Consider the following 16,028-nt stretch of genomic DNA (forward strand, 5'->3'; position numbering starts at 1 on the left):
ATACCAAAATGCGACAATTTGACGTAAGTCCGATTGGTATTCTTTCCTGAGATGAGCTGTTTACCGATGCGATTGAAAAATCTTGTCGAATTCGCCACCATCATCAAAATGCTTTTTCTGCGCATTTTTCCAGCCACCGAAAACTTCATCGACGGTAAACAAGGTAATTGGTTTAAACGACGTCGCATATTTTTTTGCGGCGATCGCCGAGCGAGGGCGCAAGAAATGCTTGGCGATAATATCTTGACCTGCTTCCGAGTATAAGAATTGCAGGTAAGCCGTTGCTTGCTTGCGGATATTTTTCTTGTCCACGACTTTATCAACAACCGCAACGGGCGATTCCGCCAGAATAGATGAGCTTGGATAGACTACTTCAAAATTATCGCCAAACTCATTGCGTACTAGCTGTACTTCATTCTCAAATGTCACCAGCACATCGCCGATTTCACGTTGGGTGAACGTAGTAGTGGCGCCGCGTCCGCCACCATCGAGTACCGGTACGTTTTTAAATAGTTTGGAGACAAAATCACGCGCCTGCGCCTCGGTACCGCCTTTTTTAATCACAGAACCCCAAGCCGCCAGATAAGAATAACGACCATTGCCTGAGGTTTTAGGATTAGGAATAATGACTTTCAAACCTGGTTTGATCAAATCATCCCAACCAGCAATTTTTTTAGGATTGCCTTTGCGCACCAGATATACCATGGTGGAATAAAACGGCGCTGCGTTATTCGGAAAACGTTTTGCCCAATCAGCGGCAACTACACCTTGGTCGGCCAGGAAATCAATGTCATTAGCCTGATTCATGGTAACGACAGACGCCTCCAGACCATCGGCTACCGAACGCGCCTGTTTGCTAGAGCCGCCGTGTGATTGGTTGACGGTAATGGTTTCGCCTGTGGTTTTTTTCCACTCGGCGATAAATGCCGGGTTGATATCCTTAAACAGCTCGCGTGTGACGTCGTAAGAGACGTTAAGCAATGCGGTATCTGCGTGGGCAGCAGGCGCTGCCATGAAGATCGATCCCAATAACATGGCACTCGCCAACAAAGGACGCATCGTATGTTTCAACGCCGTTGCGTGAAATAGCGAAAAAGGGAGTTTGTTAGCTGGATGAATGGACATACATTTTCTTTCGTAAAAAAACTGAATTCATGAGAAAGACGACTTATTCTTAGGGGGTTAAATTAATATACTCCCATTAAGTATATTTAAGTTGTCCAAATAAAGTCTGGTCAATAGGTAATATTTTTTGAATTTATAGGGGAGTATATCTAATTTTAATACTTAACCGAGTGGCTGACTTTTTAGGTTTGTATTTAAGCTTTTATTTAATCATATATTTAAGCTTGTCTTGAGTCTTACTTCGCTGGCTTCCAGTTCCATACCTTATCATTGACCTTGATGGTTTTGGGAATCAGCTTCAATTGAGCGAAGGTATCTGTTACGCGTTGCTGGTTGGCGATGATCTCTGGCGTCATCTTTTCATACCAGATAAGTAATTGACCCAAGAACAAATCGACTTTTTCCATATACGTAAAAGTCATATTAAAACGCGAAACTATTCGTTCTCCTTTCATTCTGGCCGTTTTACTCTTCACTTCTCGAAAAATAATTTAGTTCAAGGACTGTAGATGAAACTGCCACGCATCAATTCCCTTAAAAAGCTCATTTTAGTAAGTTCATTGTCAATCGTTGCCGCTGCTGGCGGTCATTCCGGTATTGCCCATGCCGCTGATGTTACCTTGCTCAATGTCTCTTACGATCCTACTCGCGAGCTGTATCAGGAGGTAAATCAGGCATTTGCAAAGCAATGGAAAGCCAAAACGGGTGACAACGTCAGTATCAAGCAGTCGCATGGTGGTTCTGGCAAGCAAGCTCGCGCGGTAATTGATGGTCTTGATGCCGATGTCGTGACACTAGCATTGGCCTATGACACCGATGCAATTGCTGCGACAGGTTTGTTGGATAAAGCATGGCAGAAACGCCTTCAACATAATAGTTCTCCGTACACCTCAACGATTGTCTTTTTAGTGCGCAAAGGCAATCCAAAAGGAATCAAAGACTGGGCTGACATCATCAAGCCTGGTGTCTCTGTCATTACACCCAATCCTAAAACCTCTGGCGGCGCTCGCTGGAGCTATTTAGCTGCTTGGGGCTATGCATTGAAACAGCCGGGCGGTAGTGAAGCCACAGCAAAAGACTATGTATCTAAAGTCTTTAAAAATGTTCCTGTTCTGGATTCCGGTGCGCGTGGATCAACCGTCACATTTGCAGAACGCGGTATTGGCGATGTGTTGCTGGCTTGGGAAAACGAAGCTTATCTGGCGCTCAAAGAATTTGGCGCAGATAAATTTGAAATTATCACTCCTTCCATCAGTGTCCTGGCAGAGCCACCGGTTGCCGTTGTTGACAAGGTTGTCGATAAACGCGGTACGCGTAAAGTCGCTGAAGCTTATCTGAACTATTTGTACACGGAAGAAGCACAAGAAATTATTGCTAAAAACTACTATCGTCCAACCTCTGAAAAAGCTGCCCAAAAATACGCGGGCAATTTTGCCAAGATCAAATTGTTCAATATTGATGACACTTTTGGTGGATGGACCAAAGCACAAAAAACACACTTTGCTGACGGCGGCGTATTTGATCAGATCTATCAGCCAAGCAAGAAATAATGATATTGAATTTTCGCAAAATGAAAATGAGGGAAGAGGGTTAAATTTTTCTTTTACCAAATCGTTTTGCGATGATTCTTAATTCGCATCGGCAAACTAAAAAAGAGTATTCCATCATGACCATCCTATTATTATCTGGCAGCCCTTCAACACCTTCGCGGTCGAGTCGTCTGTTGCACTTTGTCGGCAATAAATTAAGTGAGCTTGGTCATGATGTAAGTCATATTTCATTGCGTGATCTGCCGGCTCAGGCTTTATTGCATGCAGACTTTAAAAATACTGAGCTGGCAGCGATTCGTCAGCAGATCGCCGAGGCCGATGCGGTTGTTGTTGCGACACCAGTCTATAAAGCTGCCTACAGCGGTTTACTAAAATTATTTTTAGATATGTTGCCCCAGGATGGATTGAAAGACAAATTAGTTCTGCCAATTGCAACGGGGGGCAGCCAGTCACATATGCTCGCTCTGGATTATGCTTTACGTCCAGTATTAGCGGCCTTAGACGCCCGACATATTCTGCCCAGCGTTTATGCGACAGACGCTCAAATTGAGTGGTCCGAACAAGATGGATTACGAATTGATCCTGCGATCGAAAAGCGTTTGCATAATGGGATACATCACCTGAATGAAGGATTGGCGTTGAGCGAATTCAATCGCCTGAAGTCTGCTTCAGTACCGTCAGTTTCAGTTACTTTGCCAGTCGATGTAACGTCCGTGAGTCTTAGTCAAGCTGCTGAGAAAGTGCCCTGTACGGCTTAGCTTGTTGATGGCTAAGAATTTTTCTTAGCGTTCCACTTGGATTATTTGTTCCGACTTATACCGCTTGTAGCTCGCGGTAGGGATAGCACCATTTCAAACCTGACAGACTGAAACATATCATGAGCAAAAACCAAAAAAAATCGCATTCGCTATTTTCAACGGCATCAGAATTGACCTTGGAGCAGCGAGCAAAACGCCGTTCCTTGACAACACTATCCGCTGCCATCGCTAGCGTCATGGTTGGCGGGTCATTGAGCGTATTTCCTACATTAGCTTCGGCGCAAGCCAAAACCATATTACGTATCGGTTATCAAAAATACGGCACGCTAACGTTGTTAAAAGGGACTGGCGCATTGGATACCCGTTTGGCGGCACAAGGCATCGACGTTAAATGGACTGAATTTCCGGCAGGACCGCAATTGTTGGAAGGCTTGAATGTCGGCAGTATTGATTTTGGTACCGTGGGCGAAGCGCCACCGATTTTTGCTCAGGCTGCAGGCGCTGATTTGCTGTATGTCGGTAACGAACCGCCAGCACCGTCTAGCGAGGCCGTGATCGTACCGAAAAATTCCCCATTGAAAACCGCAGCCGATCTGAAAGGTAAAAAGATCGTACTGAATAAAGGTTCGAATGTGCATTATCTGCTGGTCAAGGTGCTGGAAAAAGCCGGCATTGCCTACAAAGATATAGAAGTGATTTATTTGGCACCTGCCGATGCCCGTGCTGCCTTTGAACGCGGCAGCGTCGACGCCTGGGTGATCTGGGATCCATTTTTAGCTGCAGCGCAAAAGCAACTGGATGCGCGTATTTTGATCGACGGTAGAGGGATCGTCAGCAATCACCAGTTTTATCTGGCAGCCCGTCCATATGCACAAAAGCATCCGGATATTTTACGCACTGTCCTAGAAGAAATTGCCAAGGTTGATGAGTGGGGCAGTAAAAATCTGAAAGAAGTCACGACCGTACTGCAGACACAATTAGGGTTGGACGCTTCCATCGTTGATCTGGCGACCAAGCGTTTTAGTTTTGGCGTCAGGCCGATTTCAGAGCAAGTCATTAAAGAGCAGCAGAGTATTGCAGATGTCTTTTTTGATCTTAAGTTGATTCCTAAAAAAATCAGCATTAAAGATGTTGTATTTAACGTGGCGAAGTGATGATGAGTTCTCCCTTCCGTCATGCGATATCGCTTCTGAAATTTGTCGTCGCAGCTACTACGATAATGATCCTGCCTCATTCTGCGATGGCGGCATTATCGAAAGCTGACCTGCCTTCCGAACTGCGTATTGGATTTCAAAAGAGTTCGGTCAACCTCACTTTGTTAAAGCAACGTCAATCGTTAGAACAGCTGTTAGGGAGCGCAAAGCCAGGGGGCGTCAAGATTACCTGGTTCGAATTTACCGCCGGACCTCAAATGTTAGAGGCGCTATCCGTCGGCAGTATCGATTTTGCGACGACCGGTGAACCACCGCCGATTTTTGCCCAGGCTGCAGGTAGCAGTCTGGTGTATGTTGGCGCAGAACCTGCAAAGCCGTCAGTCAGTGCAATCTTGGTAAAGCAAGACTCTCCCATCAAAACGCTGAGTGATCTGAAAGGAAAAAAGATCGCTTTTCAAAAAGGTTCCAGCGCGCATTACCACGTGCTGCGTGCGGTTCAGCAAGGCGGTTTGCAGTGGAGCGATATCACACCAATTTATCTCGCGCCGGCTGATGCACGTGCCGCATTTGAGCGCGGTAGCGTTGATGCTTGGGCGATCTGGGATCCTTATTGGGCTGCGATTGAACAAACTGCCAAGCCGCGTGTGCTGGTGACGGGTAACGGATTGGTGAATAACTTATCGCACTATTTATCTAGCCGTAGTTTTGCAGAAAAATATCCAAAAGTCATTCAACTATTGTTTGAGGAGTTGACGAAGAGCGACACTTTTGTACATAGCAATCGTCCGGAGGCAATTGCGGCAATTGCCGCCAGTACTGGCCTGGATAAAGCGACCATCGCTACCTATTTAGATCGCCGACCGCGCTCTCCAGTGGTGTACTTAACGCAGAATATTATCGATGAGCAGCAACGTGTGGCCGACAATTTTTACCAGCAGAAGTTGATACCGAAGTCCGTCAATATTAGAGATGCTGTCTGGTTGCCGCCTGGGGCTAAGTGAGATACACCGACGCAATAAAATCACAAAATTCAATATCCCAAATTTCATATTTCATACTGAAGTCGTACTTATTTTCGAGGATTTGTCATGAGTTTCAATGTATTTTGGTTTATCCCTACCCACGGTGATAGCCGCTATTTAGGTACCATGAAGGGTGCGCGCCAAATTAGCTACGACTATCTGCGCCAAGTCGCAGTGGCCGCCGATACCCAAGGTTATGACGGTGTGTTATTACCGACGGGACGGTCTTGCGAAGATGCCTGGGTCGTTGCCTCGAGCTTGATTGGCGCGACAAAGAATCTTAAATTTTTGGTCGCTATCCGTCCAGGTCTGAGCACGCCTGGTTTGTCTGTTCGTATGGCGTCGACTTTTGACCGTCTCTCTAACGGTCGTTTGTTGATAAACGTCGTGACCGGCGGCGATCAAGTGGAGCTGGAAGCCGATGGCTTATGGACGGACCATTCTGAACGCTATGAAATCACAGACGAATTCTTGCGGGTCTGGCGTGCCTCTCTGTCAGGTGAGGGCGCTGATGGTGCGAGTGGTGGTTTTGATTTTGAAGGCAAACATATCAAGGTCAAGGGATCAAAGACTTTGTATCCGCCAGTACAAAAGCCTTATCCACCACTGTACTTCGGTGGCTCATCTGAGGCTGCACATGAACTCGCAGCCGAGCAGGTGGATGTGTATCTGACCTGGGGCGAACCTCCTGCTGCCGTCGCAGAAAAAATTAGGGATATGCGTGCCCGCGCTGCGAAACATGGCCGTACCTTGCGATTTGGCATCCGCTTACATGTGATTGTCCGTGAGACCAACGATGCCGCATGGAAAGCCGCAGAAGAGTTGATCAGTCATGTCGATGATGCAGTCATTGCCCGCGCGCAGGCAGCATTTTCTAAAATGGATTCAGTCGGTCAGCAGCGTATGACGGCTTTGCACGGCGGTAAGCGCGACAAGCTGGAAGTTTCCCCGAACTTGTGGGCAGGCGTTGGCCTGGTGCGCGGCGGTGCTGGCACAGCATTGGTGGGCGACCCAGAGACGGTTGCCGCCCGCATGCAGGAATATGCTGATTTAGGTATTGATACCTTCATCATGTCTGGCTACCCGCATCTTGAAGAATCCTACCGTTTTGCTGAACTGGTATTCCCTCTGATTGGTAAGGCAACTGCGGGACAAGTCAGTACGATGACAGGCCCTTTCGGCGAGATTATTGCCAATAGTATTGAGCCCAAGGTTTCACAAAGTTAGAGAGGATGTATGGAGCCCTTCATCACGGAAGTGTCCGATGAGTTCGTTTTTGCGAACGGCGTACAGTCCCGTTTTCGTCAGCAGTCACCGACCTCTAGTTCGCTAGCCGAAGACGGATTTGGTGTGCTTAGCCACACAGTGATCCGGCATGCCAAATCATTGCTGGGGAGTTCACTGCGTTCATTTTTACCGTGGGTAGTCCCAGTACTGTTAATCGGACTATGGCAATTTGCGGCTCAGGTTGGCTGGTTGTCCAGTCGAATTTTGCCGGAGCCGTGGGCGGTCGCAAAGGCTTTCTGGACGCTTGCGGTTTCTGGTGATTTATGGCTGCATACGAAAACCAGTTTATGGCGCGCATCATCCGGCTTTTTCATCGGCGGTGGCTTGGGTTTGCTGCTCGGTTTGCTCACGGGTAGCTTCAAAATTGCAGAGACTTTGCTGGATACGAGCTTGCAAATGATACGCAATATTCCCGCTCTGGCACTCATTCCATTGGTTATTTTGTGGTTTGGAATTGAAGAGAGTGCAAAGTTATTTTTGGTATCGATCGGGGTCTTTTTCCCGGTCTATCTGAACACTTTTCATGGCATTCGGTCGGTCGACAAGGGTTTGATTGAAATGGCGCAAAGCTATGGACTGTCAGGCTGGCCGCTGTATCGTGATGTGATTTTGCCGGGTGCGTTGCCATCGATTTTGGTCGGAGTGCGGTTTTCACTTGGCCTGGTCTGGGTCTTATTAATCGTGGCAGAGACAATTTCAGCGCAGGCGGGGATTGGATATATGACGATGAATGCGCGTGAATTTTTACAAACGGATGTGGTATTGGTCGGCATACTCTTATACGCCTTACTGGGAAAGCTGGCAGATGTCTTATCTCGTGGATTAGAACATTACTGGTTGCGCTGGCATCCCGGCTATCAAAGGAAAACCTCATGACTGCTCATGCACTGACACCAAAACGAGTGATAGAAAATGCTGCCTTAGCACATCGCCCGCCAAGCAATGGATTGACTGTGAATAGTGTCAACAATATTACGGCGCTGAAGAAAGAACTTGATGCAGATTGGACCGACGCTGCTGCCGCTCAATGGCCTGAAGAAATGCCTTTGCCAGAGCCGTCTGGCGTACCGAATCCGCAAGAAGCTAAAACTAAAGGCGCTGCAATACAGCTGCGCGCAATCCAAAAAGTCTATGGCGAAAGACAAGTATTAAAAGCGCTGAGTCTGGATGTGAAAGCGGGTGAATTTGTTGCCGTGATTGGTCGGAGCGGTTGCGGTAAGAGTACCTTGTTAAGGCTAGTCGCTGGTCTGGAAAAAGCTGATGGCGGTGAGATCCGTTTTAATCAGGGTCAAAAAAAGCCGGAGACCCGCGTGATGTTTCAGGATTCACGCTTGCTCCCCTGGAAGAATGTGCTTAACAACGTCGCGCTGGGTCTGGATAAAAACAAGGGTGCGCTAGCCGCAAAAAACGCGCTGGAAAAAGTCGCATTGTCGGAACGTGCGACAGAATGGCCATCCGTGTTGTCTGGCGGTCAGCGTCAGCGCGTTGCCTTGGCACGCGCCTTGGTACACGAGCTAGAGTTGTTGCTGTTGGACGAACCCTTAGGCGCGCTGGACGCACTAACCCGCATCGAGATGCAAAGTCTGATTGAAGAATTATGGTTGCAGCGTGGCTTTACCGCTTTGCTGGTGACACATGATGTGCAAGAGGCGATCGCCTTGGCTGATCGGGTGATTTTGATTGAAGACGGTCAGATCACCTTGGATGAACGGGTGAGTTTTGCCAGGCCACGGGCGCGCGGTAATCCAGCGTTTGCCGAATTGGAGGAACGGATTTTAAAACGGGTTTTACGTCATCCGGCACCTGTAGTAGATGGGGAGCGGGACAATACATTAGGTGATGTTTCTTTATTGCGCACAGTCAGTCAGGTGAGTTGGGCGATTTAGATACTGGTAGTGGGTATTTTAAATTGTCCAGGTATTGTCTGGACAATCTGGTGGTTTTTGTAATTTAATGGGGGAGTATCCTCTTATTCATCTTCACAGGAGTTATGATGAGCATACAGGCAATCAATGTACGTAATCAATTTCGCGGCAAAATCAAAGCGATTATCGAGGGGTCTGTGGTCTCTGAAGTCGATGTGGAAACCCCGGCAGGGATCGTGACTTCTGTCATCACGACACGCTCAATCAAAGATTTGGGCTTGGTCATCGGCACGGAAGTGGTCGCGCTGGTGAAGGCGACTGAGGTATCCATCGCTAAGTTATAAGTTCTTTTTGCATTAAACACAAAAAGCCCAGGTGTCTATCAACAGATGCCTGGGCTTTTGATTTCTGCTTACTATCGTTGTTGGTGAGGTTAGCTTCTGGCGCTGGTAGTATTGCAATAATTCACAACGAAACTGAAAATATCTGCATACTTTTCCATCGCATATTTACGGCTCGTGGCGAAATGGCCAGAGTCATAGTCTACTCTGAGCAAAATAGGGGTGCTGGCCGCGTTGGCTTCTTGCAGACGCGCTGCGAATTTACCGATCTGCCATGGCTCTACGCGTAAATCATTTGCACCCGTGAGTAACAAAGTGGCCGGATATTTGACCCCATCGCGTACTGCATGATACGAATCCATCGCGAGTAGCGCGTGGAACTCGTCTTCCTTTTTTACAGTGCCAAACTCGGCGTCATTGCCCGGACCATTGGAGGTCAGTTCAAACCGTAAGGTATTGAATGCGCCAACTTCTCCGATGGCAGCGCCAAAGAGATCAGGTCGTTCCGTCATTGCTCGTCCCACCATGATCCCACCAGCCGAGGTACCCCACAGAGCGACCTGTTGTTTCGAGGTCCATTTTTCTTTGATCAAAAATTCTGCGACATCGATCGCATCCCGCCAGGTATTAGGCTTGGTCGCTTTTTGTCCGGCGCGATGCCAATCATCACCAAGCTCGCCACCGCCGCGCACATGGGCATATACGACGAGCCCGCCAGCATCTAACAAAGACAGCATCGAACTGTTATAGCCAGGATCCAGAATAGAGCCGTAAGAACCATAAGCGATCAACAGCACGGGTCGGTGACCATCGCGTTGCGTATCTTTGCGCGATAAAATCTCCACCGGTACTTTTGTGCCATCTCTGACGCTGACCGAGGTGCGGGTGGTGAGAAAATTCTTGGTGCTGTAGGGCGGCGCTTTGACCAGTTCCACGCTGGTAGATGTGAGCATCTTTCCGTCCAGATAATAGGAGGTAGCAGGCGTTGTCAGATCGTCGATCAGATACCAGAGACCGGTATGATCAGGATTGCTTGCCATGCTCCATACTGAACCTTGCATCGGCATGTTGATTTTATCGAGTTTGCCCTTGGCTGAGAGCCGCATCAATCCACTAACACCATGTTCAAAGGTGCGGACATAGACGCCATCTTTTGCAGTGACAAATTCGTTGATGACGAAGCTGCCTTGGCTGATCACTTTAGTCGTAGCGTCGATCTTACCGTTTTGGGCGGTGAATTTGTAAATCTCACCGCGATCAGCCCGTCCGTTGGCGAGAACATAGATATCGTCGCCAACAAGTTTGGCTTGTAGTGCGCCATCTTTGCGGTTGGCGACTTTGCGCCATGCTGGTGATCCCTTCAACAAATCATCATAGCGGCACACATAGAGGGAGGCGATTTCATTGCCGTTGCAAACATGGCTAGCCAGAACCCATTTGCTGTGTGGCGCACTTGCCAGATGCGGCTGGTCGTCTTCAATTTCTTCAAAGTCTGGCCCTTCGCCGCTGCGAAATAACTCAACATCCTTGCCGGCTTGACCAATACGATGCAGCCAGCAACTGCCACCTTTGCCAAATTCCAGGGTACCGGGAACCGCATCAGCTCTCAGACGGTAATAAAAAAATCCTTTACCGTCACCAGTCCAGCCAGTACCGCGTGAAAAGATACGGCTCACTTCTGTTGTTTCACCCGTACTGACGTTGAGGATGTAGCTAGCAGTCATTTCTGAGCCGCCCTCGGAGACGCCATAAGCCACATAATCGCCGCTTGGCGAGGGCATCGCATAATCCATCGTACGTGTGGGTTTTCCGGCTTCTACACCGGCTGAGGGATCAAAGAGTAAACGCTCTTTGCCTCCGCCATCTCTGACAAACAGCGCGATTACTTGCGATCCAATGACTCGCTTCGAGATAAATAATTTATCGCCGGCGGATTGTATAAAGCCCAGTGTGTCCACTGCTTTGGTATAGGTCTCTAGCGACTTCATGAATGAGGCTTTGGCTGGCAAGGCTTCTAGCGCGACCCGGGTGTAATTATTCTGCTCCTTAAGCCAGGTAGTCCATTCAGCGCTTGCAGGCTTTTGCTCCATCCAGCGGTAGGGATCAACAATTTGCATGCCCCAATAGGTATCGGTAACCGGTTCTTTTTTTGCAATCGGTGCCATCGCCAGCATGGCTTTGCCCGCACTGCTATCGGCAGCGAATGTTCTGCCCGAGACAAATAACAGACTGACCGCGGCGCTCAGCAGCGTGCGTCGTTTAAGGGAGGGGGAGTTGTCCACTGTGTTCATGCGTTTTCCTCAAAAAATTGAAAAGAACAATTGAAAAAATGAGTCTGCTTAGGTGTGTTGAAACCAAAACGGGAGGACACAAACCACAACACATGGAACCAGAATTGCCACCCTTAAATCCCAGCGATGCTTCACTGAGTCATTTAATTTGTTAAATATATTGCAACTAAAAGAGTTTATCAAGCGTCTTTTAATATATTGATTCATCGAACAAAATGATGTTCTTCGGAGCAAGCTTTGGATGCTCTGGCGCAAATGAAGTTGATGCTGGCAGGGAAGAATTGAGGAACAAAGATGCAAGCAAACTAGCGCGTTACTAGAGTCTATTAATTTATACTGCATGGGAGTATTTTAAATTGTCCATATATTAATTGGACAATGATGGTATTTTTATAAAAAGTAAGGGGAGTATATGAAATATGGCGCACTTTGATCGGATCAATGATGGCGATGAGACTGTTTGCCGGATGGCGTTCGGCTTAGCTTGCGGTTCTTGCCAATTACTTGGATGTTGTTGTTTTTTTGTAATTGATTGGCATGCTCATCGGTGTCCGCCGAACGATGAGTCGCAAGCTAGCAACGGGATGGGGTAATCGAAAGACGCTGCTCGACAATGGCATGAAAAAAATGACGATGCATCGTTCGTTTTTGCGATTCGCTTACAATCCGCACATTGCTAGCGATCTGACTAGCTGCCTAATCTGCCGCAAACATTTTAAGAAAATATGAAAGTTCTGTTAGTCGAAGACGACCCTATGATTGGCGAAAATATCCAGATCGCGCTGGAAGGTGAGGCGATTTTGGTGGATTGGCTGACCGATGGTGCCGCCGCAGAAAATGCCTTACATCAGCACGCCTACGATGCCTTGCTACTCGATCTGAGCTTGCCCTCACGTGACGGCATGGACATTTTGCGCCAGCTACGTTCCCGCGGAGACGCGATCCCTGTGCTGGTGATGACAGCACGAGATACCGTCCCGCAGCGTGTGTTGGGTTTGCATAACGGTGCCGATGATTATCTGGTCAAGCCGTTTGATCTGGATGAGCTGATCGCACGCTTACATGCGCTGGTGCGCCGTGCCCGCGGACGGGTTGAACCTCTTTACCAACATGGCGATGTGCTAATCAATGCGATTACCAAAGAGGTTAGCAATAGCCAGGGACAAGTGATTTTGTCTTCGCGGGAGTGGGCTATTCTCGATGCGCTGATCACCAGACCCGGTGCGATTTTATCCCGCGGCCAGTTGGAAGAACGCTTATTTGGCTGGTCGGGCGAGGTAGAAAGCAATGCGGTGGAAGTGTATATCCATGGCCTGCGCAAAAAACTCGGTCAAAAATTTATCGTCAATGTGCGTGGTGTCGGCTATATGCTGGAGAAAAGCCAATGACGCCGATCAAGCCTGGTAAGCCTGTCAAGGTGACGCGCTTGTCGTCCGTATTCCGCTCGCTTCGGTCATTTAGCACCTTTCGGTCCTTAAGGGTCCGTCTGATTTTGTTATTTGGCGTTGCGATTTTTCTAGCCGCGGCGCTGCAATTTGCGACGTCATTTCAGGCAGCGATGCGGCAGGCGAATAAACTATTTGATTATCACATGCAGCAAATGGCGCTGGCTTTACAAGACAGAGATTTTGAGGAGGCGCAGTGGCATACGATGCCTGGAATCGAAAGTAATAGTTTTGATTTTGTCGTACAAGTCTGGTCCGACAAAGGCGTGCGTGTCTATCAATCGCACACCTATCGTTTTCTGCCAAAGCAAGCGCCATTGGGCTATTCCACGGTCAATCTGGAAAATGGCGAATGGCGGATTTACGCGGCACAGGCCGATAATCACGTAGTGCAAATCGCCCAAAAAATTGATGCGCGTCGCAACCGTGCTTTGTCCTTGGTCACCAGCTCGCTGTGGCCGATTATTCCGGTATCGCTGTTATTGTTTGTCGCGGCTTGGTGGTTGGTGACAGCGGCACTTGCGCCGCTGAACCGGATCGGATTAGAGTTGGCTAACCGAAATGCCGATTCGATAGAGCCGGTATCCGATACCGGGGTGCCAGAAGAAGTATCCCTACTAGTAACCGAACTAAATTCTTTGCTGGCGCGCATGCTACAGGCATTGCAATCGCAGCAGCGATTTGTGGCAGATGCCGCGCATGAATTGCGTTCGCCGATCACGGCACTGCGCTTACAAGTACAAACTCTGTCACGTTCAAAAGATGATATTGCGATTTCGCAAGCAGTGGGGCGCTTACTGGGCGGCGTTGATCGCGCCTCCCGATTGGTAGAGCAATTGCTGGCGCTGGCAAGGCAAGATCCGTCTTCTCAAAATGGTGAGCTGAGCAGGATTGCATTGACCTCTTGCGTTGAGCAGGCGATCTCAGACCTCGGCCCTTTCGCGTTGTCTCGCCATATCCAATTGGATAGCAGCACGCTAATGGATTCGGGATCAAACTCAGAACCGGATATTGATATTTTGGGCAATGCCGATAGCTTGCGCATCATGATTTGTAATCTGCTGGACAATGCCATCCGCTATATTCCTGAATCTGGACAAGTACAACTTGATATCCTAGCCACGGCGAATAAAATCACACTGACTATCCAGGACTCTGGCAACGGTATCCGACCGGAAGAACGTACGAGAATCTTCGATCGGTTTTATCGTGTACCGGGTACCTCACCCAGCGGTAGCGGACTTGGATTAGCGATTGCTAAAACGATTGCAGACCGACATAAAGCGACGATCAGCTTGGCAGATTCTAAGCTTGGTGGTTTGTCTGTGCAGATCGACTTTCCCGCATTGCCTGACTGAGATTACTCGTCGTATCAACAATAATTTTTTTTAAAAAACAGAGTCCATTTAAGTTTCGCCTAAGTCTTTTATTGGATCATTGGCGGTCTTTAAAGATGATACCGGTTGTTCAACGGCGCAAAAGATCGGCGCTTTAGCAAGGTATTCAAACTTTAAATTCATCCAAACACCATTAATTCAAACTGACTTTTAGAGGAAATTTACATGCGCGCTATTGCCACCTTCACCACTATCGTCTCTGGTGCTGTTCTTTTAGCAGCGTGCAGCTCACCAGTCAAAGTCGCTGACAAACCTACAGAACCCGTTGCCGCAACACCAAAACCAACCGCTCCAGACACGCGCACAGTAGCAACGGTCGTCGCACCGACGGTCGATCCTTTAAACGATCCAAACAATATTTTGTCGAAACGCAGCGTCTATTTTGATTTTGATAAATACACAGTCAAGCCAGAATTTAGCGGCGTGGTTGATGCACACTCCAAGTATGTTGCGAGCAGTAAAACCCGGAAAATTCTGATCCAGGGCAATACCGATGAGCGCGGCGGCAGCGAATACAACCTCGCACTGGGACAAAAACGTGCAGAGGCAGTTCGCAAAGCGATGGCTTTGCTGGGAACGCCAGAAGCCCAAATGGAAGCAGTATCCTACGGTAAAGAAAAGCCAAAAGCGACTGGTAATGATGAAGCATCCTGGGCAGAAAATCGCCGTGCTGATATCGTTTACACAGCAAAATAAGTCGTGAGTAGTTGGTGATTTGTAACACTACGTTCGACAGTTGAATTTACAACTCTTTCTGCATTAAACTAACCGGAAAATCGTATAAAGGTTTTCCGGTTAGGCTCTGACCAGAGCTTTAGTAATTTTTCAGATGTAATTCTTCAGATGACAATCTCCTAAATGAATAATTTGATTTCGCTGCGCGTCATTTCCTTTCTCGTACTTCTCTTCTCCGTACAGTTCACCAGCTTAGCTAGCTTTGCAAACGCTGCAAACTCTCATAGCAAAGACGCCAGCACCCTGCCATTTGGCTCGCAACATGCGATCGTGGTGGAGGATGGTACTGGCCGGATTTTGCTGGAAAAAAATTCCAAAGATATCGTCCCGATTGCCTCTTTAACCAAGCTAATGACGGCAATGGTCGTGTTGGACAGCAAGCCTAATATGGATGAGAAAATCTCCATAGAACTGGCCGATGTCGATATGCTTAAACACAGTTCTTCTCATGTGCCCGTCGGTGCCAAGCTTGCCAGAAGCGATGTCTTACAACTAGCGCTGATGTCGTCCGATAACCGTGCCGCCGCATCGCTTGCCCGCACTTATCCTGGCGGCACTGCTGCATTTGCCGCGGCGGTCAAAGCAAAAATTAAAGTTTTAGGCATGACCAACACGGTGATTAATGAGCCTACAGGACTCTCGCCGGGCAACACTTCCACTGCCGCAGATTTGATCAAAATGGCAGTAGCCGCCTCCCGTTACCCTGAGATTGCCGATATTACGACAGACCAATCTGATTTGATCAAGATCAACGGACGTAACGTCAATTTCCACAATACCAATCGTCTGGTTGGCAGCAAAGGCTGGGATATTCTCTTGTCTAAAACCGGCTTTACTAATGAGGCAGGCAATTGCCTGATCATGCGCTTTAAGCTTGCCGGTAAAAAGGCGACCTTAGTGTTGCTGAACGCCAGAGCCAGTTCTTCCCGCTTTTTAGACGCCTTAAATATCCGCCGGTTTTTAGCAAAACATCCTGATGCACAGCCTGTCGTTATGTCTGCCGAGGCAATCGTTCCGCCACTCCGATAGTACCGTTAGTGCGCCGTTGGCGCACCTGA

The 16,028-nt window shown here is 48.3% G+C and carries 15 protein-coding genes; 12 read left to right on the top strand and 3 right to left on the bottom strand.

What is annotated here, in order from left to right:
• Positions 1 to 60: 60 nt before the first annotated feature.
• Positions 61 to 1,035, bottom strand: coding sequence for a sulfate ABC transporter substrate-binding protein (locus QN395_RS04980; RefSeq protein ID WP_322121635.1), 975 nt, complete (start codon positions 1,033 to 1,035; stop codon positions 61 to 63).
• A 326-nt stretch (positions 1,036 to 1,361) separates the two neighbouring features.
• Positions 1,362 to 1,547 carry a hypothetical protein gene (locus QN395_RS04985; protein ID WP_322120053.1) on the bottom strand — a complete coding sequence of 62 codons (186 nt, stop codon included), beginning with the start codon at positions 1,545 to 1,547 and terminating at the stop codon, positions 1,362 to 1,364.
• An 87-nt stretch (positions 1,548 to 1,634) separates the two neighbouring features.
• Between QN395_RS04985 and QN395_RS04990 the strand changes: the two genes are divergently transcribed.
• The 8 genes from QN395_RS04990 to QN395_RS05025 all read left to right on the top strand — a co-directional run bounded on the left by QN395_RS04990 (position 1,635) and on the right by QN395_RS05025 (position 9,105).
• Positions 1,635 to 2,675 carry a sulfate ABC transporter substrate-binding protein gene (locus QN395_RS04990; RefSeq protein ID WP_322120052.1) on the top strand — a complete coding sequence of 347 codons (1,041 nt, stop codon included), beginning with the start codon at positions 1,635 to 1,637 and terminating at the stop codon, positions 2,673 to 2,675.
• Positions 2,676 to 2,791: 116 nt separating this feature from the next.
• The gene (gene ssuE, locus QN395_RS04995; protein WP_322120051.1) at positions 2,792 to 3,433 is read left to right on the top strand and encodes an NADPH-dependent FMN reductase; all 642 of its coding nucleotides are present in this window, start codon (positions 2,792 to 2,794) and stop codon (positions 3,431 to 3,433) included.
• 236 nt (positions 3,434 to 3,669) lie between these two features.
• A complete protein-coding gene (locus QN395_RS05000) occupies positions 3,670 to 4,587 on the top strand; it encodes a sulfonate ABC transporter substrate-binding protein (protein ID WP_322121634.1) in 918 nt (305 codons plus the stop codon).
• Entirely contained in the window at positions 4,587 to 5,588 is a 1,002-nt protein-coding gene (locus QN395_RS05005) for a sulfonate ABC transporter substrate-binding protein (protein ID WP_322120050.1), read from the top strand. The genes QN395_RS05000 and QN395_RS05005 overlap by 1 nt, the downstream gene beginning before the upstream one ends.
• A gap of 87 nt (positions 5,589 to 5,675) precedes the next feature.
• Positions 5,676 to 6,836 carry an FMNH2-dependent alkanesulfonate monooxygenase gene (ssuD, locus tag QN395_RS05010; RefSeq protein ID WP_322120049.1) on the top strand — a complete coding sequence of 387 codons (1,161 nt, stop codon included), beginning with the start codon at positions 5,676 to 5,678 and terminating at the stop codon, positions 6,834 to 6,836.
• 9 nt (positions 6,837 to 6,845) lie between these two features.
• Positions 6,846 to 7,772, top strand: coding sequence for an aliphatic sulfonate ABC transporter permease SsuC (ssuC, locus tag QN395_RS05015; protein WP_323492146.1), 927 nt, complete (start codon positions 6,846 to 6,848; stop codon positions 7,770 to 7,772).
• 164 nt (positions 7,773 to 7,936) lie between these two features.
• Positions 7,937 to 8,782, top strand: coding sequence for an ATP-binding cassette domain-containing protein (locus tag QN395_RS05020; protein WP_322121633.1), 846 nt, complete (start codon positions 7,937 to 7,939; stop codon positions 8,780 to 8,782).
• A 107-nt stretch (positions 8,783 to 8,889) separates the two neighbouring features.
• Entirely contained in the window at positions 8,890 to 9,105 is a 216-nt protein-coding gene (locus QN395_RS05025) for a TOBE domain-containing protein (protein WP_322120047.1), read from the top strand.
• A gap of 89 nt (positions 9,106 to 9,194) precedes the next feature.
• Here the strand turns inward: QN395_RS05025 and QN395_RS05030 are convergent, their stop codons facing one another.
• Entirely contained in the window at positions 9,195 to 11,393 is a 2,199-nt protein-coding gene (locus QN395_RS05030; protein ID WP_322120046.1) for a prolyl oligopeptidase family serine peptidase, read from the bottom strand.
• A gap of 725 nt (positions 11,394 to 12,118) precedes the next feature.
• Here QN395_RS05030 and QN395_RS05035 point away from each other — a divergent pair.
• The 4 genes from QN395_RS05035 (at position 12,119) to QN395_RS05050 (ending at position 15,999) form a co-directional block, all read left to right on the top strand.
• Positions 12,119 to 12,781: a response regulator transcription factor gene (locus QN395_RS05035; RefSeq protein WP_322120045.1), complete on the top strand. Its 663-nt coding sequence runs from the start codon at positions 12,119 to 12,121 to the stop codon at positions 12,779 to 12,781.
• On the top strand, positions 12,778 to 14,196 hold the full coding sequence (locus QN395_RS05040) for an ATP-binding protein (protein WP_322120044.1): 1,419 nt from the start codon (positions 12,778 to 12,780) through the stop codon (positions 14,194 to 14,196). Before QN395_RS05035 ends, QN395_RS05040 begins: the two co-directional genes overlap by 4 nt.
• 204 nt (positions 14,197 to 14,400) lie before the next feature.
• Positions 14,401 to 14,931 carry a peptidoglycan-associated lipoprotein Pal gene (pal, locus tag QN395_RS05045; protein ID WP_322120043.1) on the top strand — a complete coding sequence of 177 codons (531 nt, stop codon included), beginning with the start codon at positions 14,401 to 14,403 and terminating at the stop codon, positions 14,929 to 14,931.
• Between the two features lie 162 nt (positions 14,932 to 15,093).
• Positions 15,094 to 15,999, top strand: coding sequence for a serine hydrolase (locus QN395_RS05050; protein ID WP_322120042.1), 906 nt, complete (start codon positions 15,094 to 15,096; stop codon positions 15,997 to 15,999).
• Positions 16,000 to 16,028 lie beyond the last annotated feature (29 nt).

The sequence above is a fragment of the Undibacterium sp. RTI2.2 genome (genome assembly GCF_035018705.1).
GTDB lineage: Bacteria > Pseudomonadota > Gammaproteobacteria > Burkholderiales > Burkholderiaceae_D > Undibacterium.